The sequence below is a fragment of the Allopontixanthobacter sediminis genome (assembly GCF_009828115.1).
Taxonomy (GTDB): Bacteria; Pseudomonadota; Alphaproteobacteria; order Sphingomonadales; family Sphingomonadaceae; genus Allopontixanthobacter; species Allopontixanthobacter sediminis.
This window is the reverse complement of record NZ_WTYL01000002.1, coordinates 534753-548678: the sequence shown is the minus strand read 5'-3', so window position 1 is coordinate 548678 and position 13926 is coordinate 534753. Positions and strand designations below refer to the sequence as shown.

At 61.3% G+C, this 13926-nt stretch carries 16 protein-coding genes; 7 read left to right on the top strand and 9 right to left on the bottom strand.

The window, feature by feature from the left end:
* Positions 1–2 precede the first annotated feature (2 nt).
* The 8 genes from GRI65_RS08360 to GRI65_RS08325 form a co-directional block, all read right to left on the bottom strand.
* Positions 3–497, bottom strand: coding sequence for a PaaI family thioesterase (locus GRI65_RS08360; protein ID WP_160756061.1), 495 nt, complete (start codon positions 495–497; stop codon positions 3–5).
* Positions 484–981, bottom strand: coding sequence for a PTS sugar transporter subunit IIA (locus GRI65_RS08355; protein ID WP_160756060.1), 498 nt, complete (start codon positions 979–981; stop codon positions 484–486). Before GRI65_RS08355 ends, GRI65_RS08360 begins: the two co-directional genes overlap by 14 nt.
* A 200-nt stretch (positions 982–1181) precedes the next feature.
* Entirely contained in the window at positions 1182–1748 is a 567-nt protein-coding gene (hpf, locus tag GRI65_RS08350) for a ribosome hibernation-promoting factor, HPF/YfiA family (RefSeq protein WP_160756059.1), read from the bottom strand.
* Positions 1749–1817: 69 nt separating this feature from the next.
* Positions 1818–2507 (bottom strand): DNA polymerase III subunit epsilon, encoded by a 690-nt coding sequence (gene dnaQ, locus GRI65_RS08345; RefSeq protein WP_160756058.1) that lies wholly within the window; start codon positions 2505–2507, stop codon positions 1818–1820.
* Between the two features lie 68 nt (positions 2508–2575).
* Positions 2576–3184, bottom strand: coding sequence for a dephospho-CoA kinase (coaE, locus tag GRI65_RS08340; protein ID WP_160756057.1), 609 nt, complete (start codon positions 3182–3184; stop codon positions 2576–2578).
* Positions 3181–4038 carry a shikimate dehydrogenase family protein gene (locus tag GRI65_RS08335; RefSeq protein ID WP_160756056.1) on the bottom strand — a complete coding sequence of 286 codons (858 nt, stop codon included), beginning with the start codon at positions 4036–4038 and terminating at the stop codon, positions 3181–3183. Before GRI65_RS08335 ends, coaE begins: the two co-directional genes overlap by 4 nt.
* Positions 4035–4619, bottom strand: coding sequence for a Maf family protein (locus GRI65_RS08330; RefSeq protein WP_160756055.1), 585 nt, complete (start codon positions 4617–4619; stop codon positions 4035–4037). The genes GRI65_RS08335 and GRI65_RS08330 overlap by 4 nt, the downstream gene beginning before the upstream one ends.
* 24 nt (positions 4620–4643) lie before the next feature.
* Positions 4644–5489: a pyruvate, water dikinase regulatory protein gene (locus GRI65_RS08325; protein WP_160756054.1), complete on the bottom strand. Its 846-nt coding sequence runs from the start codon at positions 5487–5489 to the stop codon at positions 4644–4646.
* Positions 5490–5844: 355 nt separating this feature from the next.
* Here GRI65_RS08325 and hemE point away from each other — a divergent pair, with 355 nt between their 5' ends.
* From hemE to rho, 3 genes are all read left to right on the top strand, one after another.
* The gene (hemE, locus tag GRI65_RS08320) at positions 5845–6870 is read left to right on the top strand and encodes a uroporphyrinogen decarboxylase (RefSeq protein WP_160756053.1); all 1026 of its coding nucleotides are present in this window, start codon (positions 5845–5847) and stop codon (positions 6868–6870) included.
* Between the two features lie 49 nt (positions 6871–6919).
* Positions 6920–7363 carry a CopD family protein gene (locus GRI65_RS08315; RefSeq protein WP_160756052.1) on the top strand — a complete coding sequence of 148 codons (444 nt, stop codon included), beginning with the start codon at positions 6920–6922 and terminating at the stop codon, positions 7361–7363.
* Between the two features lie 178 nt (positions 7364–7541).
* The gene (gene rho, locus GRI65_RS08310; protein ID WP_160756051.1) at positions 7542–8807 is read left to right on the top strand and encodes a transcription termination factor Rho; all 1266 of its coding nucleotides are present in this window, start codon (positions 7542–7544) and stop codon (positions 8805–8807) included.
* A gap of 96 nt (positions 8808–8903) precedes the next feature.
* Here the strand turns inward: rho and GRI65_RS08305 are convergent, their stop codons facing one another.
* Entirely contained in the window at positions 8904–9602 is a 699-nt protein-coding gene (locus tag GRI65_RS08305) for a dienelactone hydrolase family protein (protein ID WP_160756050.1), read from the bottom strand.
* A 169-nt stretch (positions 9603–9771) separates the two neighbouring features.
* Here GRI65_RS08305 and GRI65_RS08300 point away from each other — a divergent pair, with 169 nt between their 5' ends.
* From GRI65_RS08300 to rsmG, 4 genes are all read left to right on the top strand, one after another.
* Positions 9772–10044, top strand: a complete 273-nt coding sequence (locus tag GRI65_RS08300) for a DUF6489 family protein (protein WP_160756049.1) — start codon at positions 9772–9774, stop codon at positions 10042–10044.
* A gap of 42 nt (positions 10045–10086) precedes the next feature.
* Positions 10087–11361 carry a tRNA uridine-5-carboxymethylaminomethyl(34) synthesis GTPase MnmE gene (gene mnmE, locus GRI65_RS08295; protein WP_202391228.1) on the top strand — a complete coding sequence of 425 codons (1275 nt, stop codon included), beginning with the start codon at positions 10087–10089 and terminating at the stop codon, positions 11359–11361.
* Between the two features lie 96 nt (positions 11362–11457).
* A complete protein-coding gene (mnmG, locus tag GRI65_RS08290) occupies positions 11458–13314 on the top strand; it encodes a tRNA uridine-5-carboxymethylaminomethyl(34) synthesis enzyme MnmG (RefSeq protein WP_160756048.1) in 1857 nt (618 codons plus the stop codon).
* Positions 13311–13925, top strand: coding sequence for a 16S rRNA (guanine(527)-N(7))-methyltransferase RsmG (gene rsmG, locus GRI65_RS08285; RefSeq protein ID WP_160756047.1), 615 nt, complete (start codon positions 13311–13313; stop codon positions 13923–13925). Before mnmG ends, rsmG begins: the two co-directional genes overlap by 4 nt.
* The last annotated feature ends 1 nt before the right edge of the window (position 13926 follow it).

Here is a 13926-nt window from a genome sequence, read left to right as displayed (position 1 = left end):
GGTCATTCCCTGGCCGCGCTATAACCGGGCAGGCCCGAGAGCAGGATCGAGGAGCGCATGAAGGTGCCGGTGCCGCGCCCGATCTCGTCACCTTCCTCGTCGATCAGCCGTGATTCAGCGACATAGACCCGGCGGCGGCCGCTGACCCACCGCCCCTCGGCAATCACCCGCCCGGTGCGGACCGGCTTGGTGAAATGGAGATTGAACGACGTCGTCAGCAGGAAGCGGTCGGTGACCAGCGTGTTCGCGGCATAGAACGCGGCATCGTCGAGCATCTTGAAGTAGATCGTCCCGTGCGCCGCACCTGCCGCGTGATAGCAGCTTTCGGTGACGTTGAAGATCAGCCGCGCGCTGCCCTCGCCCTCTATATGAAGGCTGGAATCGAACAGGGCGTTGACCGGGGCAGACCGGTACAGCCGTTCCAGCGCCCGGTAATGGAGGTCCGCGCCAGTACCCGCATCACGGTCCGGTTCGGAGGAACTTTCATGCGCTTTCACGAGTGACTCCACCGGGATTGTCGTTCGCGATTACACTATCCGCCAGATTGGTAAGGGTGGCAAACAGTGCATCGGCATCCTCCGCCCGAAGCAGGGCGTCGTAAATCGCTTCGTTGCGGATCATGCGCGATATTGCCGCCAAGGTGTGCAGGTGGTCCGCACCGGCGTTGGGCGGAGACAGCAGACCGATCACGAGATCCACCGGCATTCCGTCGGCCGCGTTGAATTCAACCGGCGCTTCCAGCTTGATCAGGGCCACCACCGGACGTTCGAGACCGTCGATCCGCGCGTGGGGAATAGCCACCCGGCGCCCGAACCCTGTGCTGCCAAGGCGTTCGCGTTCCTCCAGCCCCTCCAGCACGGTGATGCGGTCAAGACCGTAGGCTTCGGCAAAACAACTCGCCAGGGTACCAAGGACATCCGGTTTGCTTGCGGCACTGCACGTCGCCACGGCGGCTCTCGAGAGATTCAGGTTTGCGTTCATGGTTCCGACCTTTGCAGCGGGGATCCATCCTCTCAGAGTGTGACACTTTCGGCCGCGAATTTTCGCATGCCGGGCAGGCAAGGCCGTAAAACACGACCGCGGTTCGCAGGCTCGACCAGCGCTGCAATCCAGCAAATTCAAGGTTTTGACATCATCGCGGACGGACATCGCGATCTGGTTCAACCGGCGATATCAGGCCATCAATGCGGTTCGACCCAGCCGATCGAACCATCATTGCGGCGGTACACCATATTATGGCGTCCGGTTCCAGCGTTTTTGAAGAACATCGCATTGGTATGCCGCAGATCCAGCATCATCACCGCGTCGGCAACGCTGGCTTCAGGGATGTCGACCTTGGTTTCCGCTACAATCAGCGGGGCGTCGGCAGCTTCCTCAACCTCATCGGGCTCGGGCGCGGCGAAGATACGGTACGCTGCCTCTTCCTCCGCGACCGAATGGGCGGCCTGTTCGTGGCGATCGTTCAGCCGGCGCTTGTACCGTCGCAGCTGCTTGTCGATCTTGGTCACCGCCTGGTCCAGCGCCTGGTGGGCATCATGCGCTTCGCCGTGGCTCTTGACGATAAAGCCCTGCATCACGTGGGTCACGATGTCGCAGCTGAACGCCCCGCCGGGCGCCTTGCCGAAGGTAACATGCGAGGACAGGGCCCGATTGAAATACTTCTCGACGATCCCGTTCAAACGTTCCGCCGCATGATCCTGCAGCGCGGCTCCGGTATCCATCTGGTGGCCTGAAACACGAATATCCATCGCTACTACCTTTTATTTAACGCGCGTCGCCAACGATCCTGTTGGCGTTTGCGCGGGTTGACGAGCACGTCACCGTCCCCACAGGGGAGACTGGATCTGCTCGAGAAATTCGGCATGCCGGACGAGTTCGTCCGCGCTGGCCGCGTGGGGCCGCGGCGGGCGGCGGTCCAACCGCGGTGCCGCACCGGCCAAAGCCGCCGCGGCAATCACCGGCTCCACCGTATCGGCAGCGAGTTCGAGGCCGATCTGGCGCCCGCCGGTAAGCTCGACGTAAACCTGGGCAAGCAACTCGGCATCGAGCAGCGCCCCGTGCTTTACCCGGTGGCTACGGTCGACGCCGTATCGGCTGCACAGCGCATCGAGCGACAGCTTCGCCCCGGGATGTTTCTTGCGCGCAAGGGCGACCGTGTCGACCATCCGGCTGGTGCACACCGGCTCCCGCGATATGATCGTCAGTTCCGCGTTGAGGAAACCGAAGTCGAAACTTGCGTTATGCGCAACCAGCGGCGCATCTTCCAGGAAATCGAGCAGCTCCTGCACCTTGTGCGAGAACAGCGGCTTGTCGGACAGGAACGCGGCGGACAGGCCGTGAACCGCTTCAGCCCCGGCAGGCATGTCGCGTTCGGGGTTGAAATACGCGTGGTAGGTGCGGCCGGTGGCGACCTTGTTGATCATTTCGACACAGCCGATTTCGACCATGCGGTCCCCGCTTCGGGGGTCAAGACCGGTGGTTTCGGTATCGAAGACAATTTCACGCATTGGTTATAGTATCGGCGTGAGGATGGCGGTGTGCAAGAGGTCAATTCACCTAAAACCGCCAGTTACCCTTACGTGCGCGTCCGTTCGAGGTGCTTGACAAGTTCCCGCACGGCTCGCCGGGTTTCGTCAAGACTTCCTGAAGTATCGATCAAGTGATCGGCGCGGGCGCGCTTTTCCGCATCGGGGACCTGCAGGCTGAGGATGTGGGCGAATTTGTCGGCGGTCATGCCGGGCCGGCCAAGGACCCGCCGGCGCTGGATTTCCGCAGGGGCGGAGACCACCACGACCTGATCCACCCGGCTCTCGCCGCCCTTTTCGAACAGCAGCGGGATGTCGAACAGCAGGATCGGCGCACCCGCGTGTTCAAGCAGGAATTCGGAGCGCAGTTCGGCCACCGCGGGATGCACTATCGCCTCCAGCCGGGCGAGGGCTTCAGGATCGCCAAAGACCAGTTCCCCCAGTTTTACCCGATCGACGCCGTCCGGCCCGGTCGATCCGGGAAATTCCGCTTCGATTGCGCCGAGCAGCGCGCCGCCAGGTCCCTGCAGCCGGTGGACTGCCGCGTCGGCGTCGAACACCGGCACGCCCTCATCCGCGAACATTCGGGCGACCGTCGATTTGCCCATGCCGATTGAACCGGTGAGCCCAAGGATCAGGTGCTTGCCGAATTTGCTCATCGGACGAGACTTTCGCGCAGTTCGGCGTCGTATTCGCGTGGCGGCGCGGTACCGAAAAACAGCTCGAATGCCGCCGCCGCCTGGCCGATAAGCATGGAAAGGCCGTCAACGGTGCGGAAGCCGGCCGATCGTGCCGCGGACAGGAATTCGGTCTCCACCGGGTCCGTGACGATATCGTAAACGAGGCTGCCCGGCGGAGCATGGCTCAGATCGAAACGCAACGGCGGCTGTCCGCGCATCCCGAGCGGGCTGGCGTTGATGACCAGGTCGCAGCAGCCCTCGCGGTCGTCGAAGTCGAAGTCGGTAGCTTTGGCAAAATGGCTCAGACTGACGGCGTGATGATCGTTTCCCGCTGCGAGTTCGCCGAGTAATTCCGCTGCCTTGGCCGGATTTCGTGCTGCGACCACCAGCGTGAAGCCCCGGTTCCCGAGCGCGGAAACGATCGCACGCGCCGCGCCGCCCGCGCCGATGATCCTCGCCATGCGGAAATAATGGCTTTCGCGCATTTCCGCCGCCAATGGCTCAAGAAATCCCGCCGCGTCGGTATTCGTGCCTGCCAGCAAACGATCGAACGCAGGATAAACCGTGTTAACCGCCCCGATGGCGGTGGCGGTTTCGTCGATACTGTACAGCAGCGGAATGATCGGCAGCTTGAGCGGCATGGTCACATTGCATCCACGCCAGTCGGGGTCGCTGCGCCGGGCGGCAAGGTAATCCGCGAGACCATCTTCCGTCACTCGCTGGGCACGGTATTCCGCATCTATACCCAGTTTCTCGAGCCAGAAATTGTGAATCGCAGGCGATTTCGACTGCGCGATCGGGTCACCGATCACTTCCGCATAGGGCCGGGTCATGACGGCATCTCCCCGAGATTTCGAAGCGCGCCGAGGAGGGGCAATAGCGGCATTCCGAGCACGGTGAACTGGTCGCCGGTGATGGATTCGAACAATTGCACGCCGCGAGCCTCGATCCGGAACACCCCGACGCAGTATGATACTTCGGGCCATTCGGCGTCGAGGTAGCCTTCGATGAAATCCTCCGACAACTTGCGCACCATGAGCTGCGCCATCTCGGTGTGTTGCCACAAGGTCTCGCCGCCCCGAACCAGGGCGGCGGCGCTGTGAAGGTCCATGGTCCGGCCCGAGAAATACCGCAGATGCGCTGTCGCTGCCGCGCGGTCGGCGGGCTTGTCGAACCGCTTGCCCTCGACCGACACCAGCGAATCGCTGCCCAGGATGATCCGCCCCGGATTGGTGCCGGAAAGCGCGGCTGCCTTGGCGCGGGCCAGCGCCAGCGCCACTTCGGCGGGCGCGTGATCCGCCAGTTCCGCCTCAAGTGCGCGCTCGTCCACATTTGCGGGCGCGGCTTCATAGGCGACGCCTGCCGCGTCCAGCATGGCCCTGCGCGACGAGCTCTTGGAGGCAAGGATGATCATTGGACGCGGCTCATGTCGGATGGTTCATATCGGCTTCGGGCCGCCGTGCGAAGGATTGTCCTGCTTACCCCGCTCGTTATACAGCTTGATCACTGCGGCGGCGGTTTCCTCGATCGAGCGGCGGGTCACGTCGATCACCGGCCACCCGTTGTCGGCAAACATCCGCCGGGCGAAATGGATTTCCTCGCGCACCCGGTCACCGTCGACATAAGACGTCTCTGCCGCCTCGTTCATGCTGAGCAGGCGGTTCCGGCGGATCTGGACCAGCCGGTCCGGCGCGGTTGTCAGGCCCACCACCAGCGGATGCCGCAAACCGAACAGCGCGGCGGGCGGGGGGCTTTCGATCACCAGCGGAATGTTGGCGGTCTTGTACCCGCGGTTGGCGAGATAGATGCTGGTCGGGGTCTTCGAACAGCGCGAAACCCCCGCGAGCAGGATATCGGCTTCCTCCCAGTCTTCCCACCCGACCCCGTCGTCATGCGCGATGGTGAAATGGATCGCGTCGACCCGGCCGAAATAGGCGTCGTCCATGATATGCTGGCGGCCCGGACGGCCGTGCGCTTCCTGCCCGAGCTGCGTTTCGAGTGCACTGGTGACCGTATCGAGCGCGGGCACCGCAGGCAGTCCCAACTGGCGGCAATGTTCTTCCAGCCGGGCGCGGGTTTCCGGATTGACCAGCGTGAACAGGACCAGGCCCGGATTATCCGCAAGATCGGGGACGATCCGGTCGAGATGCTGGCGCGAGCGGACCATCGGCCAGAAATGGCGGACAACCTGGGCATCCTCGAACTGGGCAAGGGCGGCCTTGGCGACCATTTCCAGCGTTTCACCGGTTGAATCGGACACCAGATGCAAGTGAAGTTGACTCATGTTCGGCCTGCTGCTGGAGGGCGCGCATACGGGCGACCCGCGAGGGGTAAAATGCGTGTGGACAAGTTCCGGCATAAACCACGGGACAAGTCCGTCGACAAGTTCCGGCGGCAATTCGCTCCCCGCTGACCGGCATCGCAGCCCCGACTTGTGGCTGGGATAAGCCTGTTATCGACAGGCTGGGGACAACGGGGATAGCTATTGCTTGACGCGCAGCCATGCGGATTCGACAAGCATCGCGATGTGGCCAATCGGGGACAAGTCGGGCAAAGCCGGGTTGTCCCCGAAATCCACAGGGCCAACAGACTCCTACAATCCTTATTATATACTTTATTATTTTGATTGGACTCCCTCGATGCCTGGTCTTTTGCTCGAAACCTTGCGCGGACATCGCGGTACGCAGGCCCCCATGTGGCTGATGCGGCAGGCAGGACGCTATCTGCCCGAATATCGCGCCTTGCGGAGTGAAAAGGGCGGATTTCTGGACCTGGTCTACGACGCCGATGCCGCCGCGGAAGTGACCATCCAGCCGATCCGCCGGTTCGGCTTCGACGGTGCCATCCTGTTTTCGGATATTCTGATCGTTCCCCACGCCATGGGCCAGAATCTGGAATTCCTGGCCGGTGAAGGTCCACGACTGTCGCCGCGCCTGCTGGATGCCGCACTGGAAGGGCTGGAAGCGGCGCCACAGCACCTCGAGGCGATTTACCGGACCGTGGCCAAGGTGAAGGCGCAATTGGGCCCTGAGACCACCTTGCTGGGCTTTGCCGGAAGTCCGTGGACCGTCGCGACCTACATGGTCGCTGGCGAGGGCAGCCGCGACCAGCATGAAACGCGCGCAATGGCGTACCGCGATCCACCGGCGTTCCAGGCGATCATCGACGCCATTGCTGCGGTAACCGTCGAATATCTCGGTGGCCAGATCGAAGCCGGCGCGGAAGCGGTGCAATTGTTCGACAGCTGGTCGGGCACCCTGGCTCCGTCCGAATTCGAGCGCTGGGTCATTGCCCCCAACGCCGCCATCACCGCAGCGGTAAAGGCGCGCTATCCCGGTGTGCCGGTGATCGGATTTCCCAAGGGTGCGGGCGAGAAACTTACTGCCTATGCGCGCGAAACCGGGGTCGACGCGCTGGGCATTGACGAGACTATCGATCCGGTCTGGGCAGCGCGCGAACTGCCTGCCGGAATGCCGGTGCAGGGCAACATCGATCCGCTGCTGCTGCTGGCTGGCGGCGAAGCGCTCGACCGTGAAGCCGTGCACATCCTCGAATGCTTCGCGGACCGCCCGCATGTGTTCAACCTTGGCCACGGGATCGGCCAGTTCACTCCGATCGACCACGTCGAGCAACTGATCGCTACCGTTCGCGGCTGGCGCGGCTAATTTCTACACGAGGGGTGCTTTTGACGGCGTCTTTCCCTACATCGCTCTAATGCAGGAAGTGCTCTCGATGGTGTATCTCTGGCTCAAGGCCGGCCACGTGATTTTCGTGATCTTCTGGATGGCGGGGCTGTTCATGCTGCCGCGGTTCTTCGTCTATCACCAGGAAGCCGAGGCAGGTTCCCCCGAGGAAGCGCGCTGGATCGACCGGGAAAACAAGCTTCTCAAGATTATCCTGCTGCCTTCGATCATCATCGTATGGCTGCTCGGCCTAGCGCTGGCCGGTTCGATCGGGGCGTTCGCGCAGGGCTGGTTCCACGCCAAGCTGCTGCTGGTCCTGCTGCTGTCGGGTTATCACGGCTATCTGTCCGCCTATGCCCGCAAGCTGGCCCGCGGCGAACGTCCGCTGGCCGGCAAGAAACTGCGCCTGCTCAACGAAGTACCCGGCGTCGCGGCGGCGATCATCGTCGTATTGGTGATCGTCAAACCGTTCTGAACAGGCCGATTGACGTCCGGCCCGTGTCGGCGTATTTGCTTGGCCAATTCGGCTGAGGCTTCGCCGTAATCGAAGCCGGGTCTGCTTTCTCCAAGCCCTGACGACCTGCCGCCTATCTTGAAAATTCCCGGGGTTTCCGCGTGCGGATTTCCGGACCAATCTATCGGACTCGATTGCCATGCATCTTAGAGAACTCAAAGCCAAACCCCCCGCCGAACTGGTCAGCATGGCGGAAGAACTGGGGGTCGAGGGCGCGTCCACCATGCGCCGCCAGGACCTGATGTTCTGCATCCTCCGCGAATTGGCGGAGGATGAGGAATACACCGACCAGATCATGGGCATCGGCACGATCGAAGTGCTGCAGGACGGCTTTGGCTTCCTTCGCAGCCCCGAAGCCAACTATCTGGCCGGCCCGGACGATATCTACGTTTCGCCGAACCAGATCCGCAAATGGGGCCTGCGCACCGGCGATACTGTCGAAGGCGAAATTCGCGCACCCAAGGATGGCGAACGCTATTTCGCGATGACCAGCTTGGCCAGTGTGAACTTCGAAGACCCCGACCAGGTCCGGTTGCGGACGAATTTCGACAACCTCACGCCGCTCTATCCCGAGGAAAAGCTCAATCTCGATACGCTCGACCCCACCGTGGTCGACAAATCGGCGCGGGTGATCGACATCATCTCGCCGCAGGGCAAGGGCCAGCGCGCGCTGATCGTGGCGCCGCCGCGGACGGGTAAGACCGTGCTGCTGCAGAACATTGCCAAGGCGATCACCGACAACCATCCCGAAGTGTTCCTGCTGGTGTTGCTGGTCGACGAGCGGCCCGAAGAAGTCACCGACATGCAGCGCAGCGTGAAGGGCGAAGTAATCTCTTCAACCTTCGACGAACCCGCCACGCGCCACGTGCAAGTCGCTGAAATGGTTATCGAAAAAGCCAAGCGCCTGGTCGAGCACAAACGCGATGTGGTGATCCTGCTTGATTCCATCACCCGGCTTGGCCGCGCCTACAACACCGTGGTCCCAAGCTCCGGCAAGGTGCTGACCGGCGGTGTCGATGCCAACGCCCTGCAGCGTCCGAAGCGGTTCTTCGGCGCGGCGCGGAATATCGAGGAAGGTGGTTCGCTGTCGATCATCGCGACCGCCCTGATCGATACGGGCAGCCGGATGGACGAAGTGATCTTCGAAGAATTCAAGGGCACCGGCAACTCGGAAATCGTCCTCGACCGCAAGGTTGCCGACAAGCGCATCTTCCCCGCACTGGATGTCGGTAAGTCCGGCACCCGCAAGGAAGAATTGCTGGTCGAGAAGGACAAGCTGTCGAAAATGTGGGTCCTGCGCCGCATCCTCATGCAGATGGGCACGATCGATTCGATGGAATTCCTGCTCGACAAGATGAAGGATTCCAAGACCAACGAAGATTTCTTCGCGACGATGAACCAGTAAACAAACGGCGGGAAGGTGGCCGGTATCGGCACCTTTCCGCTACTTTGGCAATCGGGTCGGCGCCCGGTGTACCGTCCGCCGGGCGGTCAGCGGATGCTACAACAGGTGCTTCGCGAAAAACTCAGCGGTCCGGCTGTCGGCAAGCCGGGCACCTTCCTCATTGCGGCGCTTCCCGCTTTCGGTCGCAAAGCCGTGATCGAGCCCTTCGTAATCGTGCAGTGTAACCTTCGGATGGTCGTCTAATCCCTCATGCATCGCTTTTTGCGCTTCAGCGCTGACGAAGTGATCGGCAGTCGGAATATGCAGCATCAACGGGTGCGCGATTGCCTTTGCCTCGCGCAGCATCTGGTCGATCATCACTCCGTAATAACCGACCGACGCATCGATATCTGTGCGGGTCGCCGTCATGTAGGCCAGCTTCCCGCCGAGGCAGTATCCCACGCAGCCGACTTTTGACACGGCGGCTTCGCGCCGGATCCAATGGATCGTCGCTTCGATATCCTTGACCCCTTCGTCGGCGTCATATTTGCCGAACAGCTCGAGCGCACGGTTGAATTGATCTTCGACATCGGGGTCGAGCTGGATGCCGGGTTCCAGGCGCCAGAACAGGTCCGGAGCCACCGCCAGATAGCCGGCTTCGGCCCACTTGTCGCATTTCTCGCGGATCCCCTGGTTCACCCCGAAAATTTCCTGGATAACCAGGATAGCCGCTTTCGCGTTACCGGCCGGCTTGGCAACGTAAGCTTCGAAGCTGCCTTCGCCGGAAAGTGTCTGGATAGTGGCGGTATCGTTCATGAAAGTTTCCTCGTTATCTTGCGGGCATGGTTAGGAACGGGTGCGGCGAAGGTTCCTGTCCAGCCGCTTACGTGCAGGCTTTACCAAACCCGACTAATCGTCAACACTCGGCGCGGTGTTGTGCAGGGCAGGACGGTCACCATATATATAGCCCAACGGAGGAAACGCGATGAAGGTCCATGTAGAAATAGAATGCACGCCGGAGGAGGCGCGGACTTTCATGGGCCTGCCCGACGTAGGCAAAGCCAACGACATTTATGTCGACACCATCACCAAGGCGATGAAGGGTGTCTCGAACCCGGAACAGCTGCAGGATTATGCCAAGCAGCTTGCCCCGATGGGCCAGGTCGGACTTAAACTGTTCCAGAACTTCGTCGAGGGCGGCCTTAACGCAGCCAGCGGCGGCATGATGGGCAAGGGCACCACGAAAAAAGGTGAATGATCCGCAGCGCTTAACCTTTCGCGCTGGTATGTGATTGTAATAATGGAAACAATCTTCGCCCTTTCCAGCGGATCAGCGCCCGCGGGGATAGCGGTAATCCGCATCAGCGGCCCCCGCGCGGCCGCCGCGTTGGAGAACCTTGCCGGAAAGCTTCCGCCTCCGCGCCGCGCTGTCGCGCGCTATCTGAAGGACAGTGGCGGAGGTATTCTGGACCACGCAATGGTGCTGTTCCTGCCAGGGCCGAACAATGCAACGGGCGAGGACACCGCAGAGTTGCACCTGCATGGAGGCCGCGCAGTCATCGCTGCGGTCGAAAGCGCGCTGGCCGCGATGGATGGCCTCCGCCATGCCGAACCCGGCGAGTTTACCCGCCGCGCCTTCGTCAACGGCCGGCTCGACCTCGCCGAATCGGAAGGTCTCGCCGACTTGCTCGAGGCGGAGACAGAACTTCAGCGCCGGTCGGCGATCGCGATGCTTGGCGGCGGGCTTTCGCGCGTGGTCGAGGGTTGGCGAAGCGAAGTCCTGATACTTTCCGCACAGGTAGAAGCGGTTCTCGATTTCTCCGACGAGGAAGATGCCGCCGACCTTCCTTCATCCTTCGCTGAAGGCCTTGGCGCGCTCCGGGCAGGTATCGGCGACTGGCTGGCGCGGCCCCGGGCGCGGGCGCTCAAGGAAGGTTTCAGGGTTGTACTTGCGGGACCGCCAAATTCGGGAAAATCGACTTTATTCAACGCATTAGTGGAGGATGAGGCGGCAATTACGGCCCCGACTGCGGGCACGACGCGGGATATCTTGCAGCGATCCTGCGCGATTGCCGGCATACCCTTCACATTTATCGATACAGCCGGTCTGCATGAAAGCAGCGTCGACCCGATCGAGATTATCGGAATCGAGCGCGCGCATTCCGCTCTCAACCAAGCAGATCTTGTCCTGTGGCTGGGTAATGAGGGGGAAGGGCCGCCAGGGGCTTGGGAAATCGAAAGCAAGATCGACTGTAGCGCTTCCGGTGGCAAATCATCACCTTTGCTGCGTATATCAGCGGTTACCGGAGAGGGCGTGGATGAATTGCGCCACCGGCTAACCGCGCACGCTGCGATTGCGCTACCCAAAACGGGGCAAGTTGCTTTGAGCGACCGACAGCACAATTTGCTGACCGAAGCTTTGAATAATCTCAACGAGATCTGTCCATCTGGAGACCTGCTTCTTACCGGAGAAAACTTGCGAAGCGCGCGAGCAGCGTTCGACCGCTTGATAGGGCGAAGCGCTACCGAAGACCTGCTCGATACACTTTTCGGCCGGTTCTGCATTGGGAAGTGATACCGTACTGACGATTGGAGTTGTTTCACGTGAAACACAGGTCGCCCTGCCGCGAGAGCCTTTGACCCAAAGCGTTGCCTCGACTATCGGGCAAGCATGCATGATTTCCAGATACTGATTGTCGGCGGCGGGCATGCCGGGGTCGAGGCAGCGGCCGTTGCTGCGCGGATGGGCATGCGCACGGGCCTTGTGAACTTCGACTTGAGCACAATCGGCGCGATGAGCTGCAATCCGGCCATCGGCGGGCTGGGCAAGGGGCACCTGGTCCGCGAAGTCGATGCCCTCGACGGGGTGATTGGCAAGGCAGCGGACGCTGCAGCTATTCATTACCGGATGCTCAACCGGTCGAAGGGTAGCGCAGTCTGGGGACCACGTGTCCAGGCAGACAGGGCGTTGTTCAAGGCCTCGGTTCAGAGCCAATTGCAGAGGCAGGGCGATCTCCACCTGATCGCTGGCGAGGCGGCGGAATTGCTGTTTCGTTCAGGTAAAGTCGCCGGCCTCGTGCTTGCCGATGGCACAGCCCTGACCGCCGCTGCGGTGATACTGTGCACCGGAACGTTCCTTGGCGGGAAGCTGTTTCGCGGTGAGGAGCGCCTGACCGGTGGACGTATCGGAGAGGCTTCGGCCAGCAAGCTTGCAGCGCAAATGCGCGAAGCGAAATTACCAATGGCGCGGCTGAAAACCGGCACGCCGCCGCGTATTGATGGACGGACGATCGATTGGGCACGGCTCGCCGAGCAGCCCACCGACAGCGAGCGCTGGACCATGTCTCCGATGACCAGGCGGCGACTAAACCCACAGGTCTTTTGCGCGATCACGCGCACCAACGCGCGCAGCCACGATATCATTCGCGCGAACCTCGACCGTTCACCGCTCTTCTCGGGTGCGATCGGTGCAGAAGGCCCACGTTATTGTCCCTCGATCGAGGACAAGATCCATCGCTTTGCCGACCGGGACGGGCATCAGGTGTTTCTGGAACCGGAGGGTCTTTCGACGCATCTGGTGTATCCCAACGGAATCAGCACGTCGCTGCCTGCCGATGTCCAGCATGCGATGGTGCAAAGCATGGAAGGTCTGGAGCGGGCGGAAATCGTCGTGCCCGGGTACGCTGTGGAATACGATCATATCGATCCGCGCTGCCTGACTAGCGGGCTTGAACTGACCGATATGCCGGGACTTTATTGTGCGGGGCAGGTCAACGGTACGACGGGATATGAGGAGGCGGCAGCCCAAGGCTTGGTCGCGGGTATCCACGCGGCTGCGGCGGTTTCAGGTCGGGAGCCGGCGAAACTGGACCGGGCAAATTCCTACATCGCGGTAATGGTCGATGATCTGACGTTGCACGGCGTTACGGAACCGTACCGGATGCTGACGTCGCGCGCCGAGTACCGCTTAAGGCTCCGCGCGAACAACGCCGTGACACGGCTTACCCCGCTCGGAATTGAGGCCGGATGTATCGGCGCGGACCGGCAAGCTTGGTTTGAGGCGCGGCTGAATCGCGGAGCGGAATGGGCGGAAGCGATAGCGGCGGATGTTTCGGCGGTTGAGCTCGAGACGTCCGGGCTTCCCGTGCGCCGGGATAACGGGACCAAGCCGATCAGCGAATGGCTTCGTTTCGGCGGGATCACTTTGGAAACGCTCGAGCCCTGGCTGCCTGAGGGCATGGAACCGACGGATGATGTTGGTCAGGAGCTCGCGGAGGATGCGGCGTATGCGCCCTATTTGATTCGGCAAGACAGCGAACTTCGCGAACTGCGGGCGAGTGAAGCCGTAAGTTTGGGACCAGACTTTCCTTACGACTCCGTGCCCGGGCTTTCGAACGAGATGACCGAACGGCTTGCGAAAGCGCGACCAGAGAACCTCGCTGCGGCGGGGAGGGTGGCTGGGATAACTCCGGCAGCGCTGTCGGCGGTGCTGGTGTTCGCCCGGCGTCGTGAGCGCCAAGCAGCATGATTACGGACGAAGCTTCGGCCCGATCCTATGTCTCTGAGCGTTGCAATGCTGCAGCGATGGACAAAATGGATCGTTTCGTAGAATTGCTCGTCGCGGAAAGCGCTAAGCAGAACCTTGTCGCGAGGCAATCGCTTGGAGTGGTTTGGCAACGGCATATCGCTGACAGTGCACAATTGCTCGAACATGTTCCACGTGAAACAGGACTTTGGTTGGATCTGGGGACGGGAGCGGGTCTCCCGGGGATTATTATCGCGATAATGCGCCCTGAATTGCCCATCAAGCTGATCGAATCGCGTAAGCGCAGGATCGAATGGTTGGTTCATCTCGTAGCGGAGCTCCAATTAGCCAATTGCGACGTAGTCGGAAGCCGACTGGAACTCGTGGAAAGTGTCCCGGCATCGGTCATATCCGCCCGGGCGTTTGCTCCGTTGGCGACTATTCTCGATTTGGCGGCACGATTTTCCACAAGCGATACCTTCTGGCTGTTGCCGAAAGGGCAGTCGGCGGCGCAAGAATTGGAAGCGCTGTCTGAACGACGAAAAGAGCTGTTCCACGTGAAACAATCGCTCACAGATGCGGAATCGGGAATAATTGTCGGAAAATTGCGTTAAA

What these genes read in the sequence shown, in the direction of transcription:
- GRI65_RS08335 (WP_160756056.1), bottom strand. Translation starts at nt 4,038, where the DNA reads ATGACCCGGCCCTATGCGGAAGTGATCGGTGACCCGATCGCGCAGTCG.
- GRI65_RS08305 (WP_160756050.1), bottom strand. Translation starts at nt 9,602, where the DNA reads ATGAACGATACCGCCACTATCCAGACACTTTCCGGCGAAGGCAGCTTC.
- GRI65_RS08355 (WP_160756060.1), bottom strand. Translation starts at nt 981, where the DNA reads ATGAACGCAAACCTGAATCTCTCGAGAGCCGCCGTGGCGACGTGCAGT.
- GRI65_RS08315 (WP_160756052.1), top strand. Translation starts at nt 6,920, where the DNA reads ATGCAGGAAGTGCTCTCGATGGTGTATCTCTGGCTCAAGGCCGGCCAC.
- mnmG (WP_160756048.1), top strand. Translation starts at nt 11,458, where the DNA reads ATGCATGATTTCCAGATACTGATTGTCGGCGGCGGGCATGCCGGGGTC.
- coaE (WP_160756057.1), bottom strand. Translation starts at nt 3,184, where the DNA reads ATGAGCAAATTCGGCAAGCACCTGATCCTTGGGCTCACCGGTTCAATC.
- GRI65_RS08330 (WP_160756055.1), bottom strand. Translation starts at nt 4,619, where the DNA reads ATGATCATCCTTGCCTCCAAGAGCTCGTCGCGCAGGGCCATGCTGGAC.
- hemE (WP_160756053.1), top strand. Translation starts at nt 5,845, where the DNA reads ATGCCTGGTCTTTTGCTCGAAACCTTGCGCGGACATCGCGGTACGCAG.
- GRI65_RS08300 (WP_160756049.1), top strand. Translation starts at nt 9,772, where the DNA reads ATGAAGGTCCATGTAGAAATAGAATGCACGCCGGAGGAGGCGCGGACT.
- rsmG (WP_160756047.1), top strand. Translation starts at nt 13,311, where the DNA reads ATGATTACGGACGAAGCTTCGGCCCGATCCTATGTCTCTGAGCGTTGC.
- hpf (WP_160756059.1), bottom strand. Translation starts at nt 1,748, where the DNA reads ATGGATATTCGTGTTTCAGGCCACCAGATGGATACCGGAGCCGCGCTG.
- mnmE (WP_202391228.1), top strand. Translation starts at nt 10,087, where the DNA reads ATGGAAACAATCTTCGCCCTTTCCAGCGGATCAGCGCCCGCGGGGATA.
- dnaQ (WP_160756058.1), bottom strand. Translation starts at nt 2,507, where the DNA reads ATGCGTGAAATTGTCTTCGATACCGAAACCACCGGTCTTGACCCCCGA.
- GRI65_RS08325 (WP_160756054.1), bottom strand. Translation starts at nt 5,489, where the DNA reads ATGAGTCAACTTCACTTGCATCTGGTGTCCGATTCAACCGGTGAAACG.
- rho (WP_160756051.1), top strand. Translation starts at nt 7,542, where the DNA reads ATGCATCTTAGAGAACTCAAAGCCAAACCCCCCGCCGAACTGGTCAGC.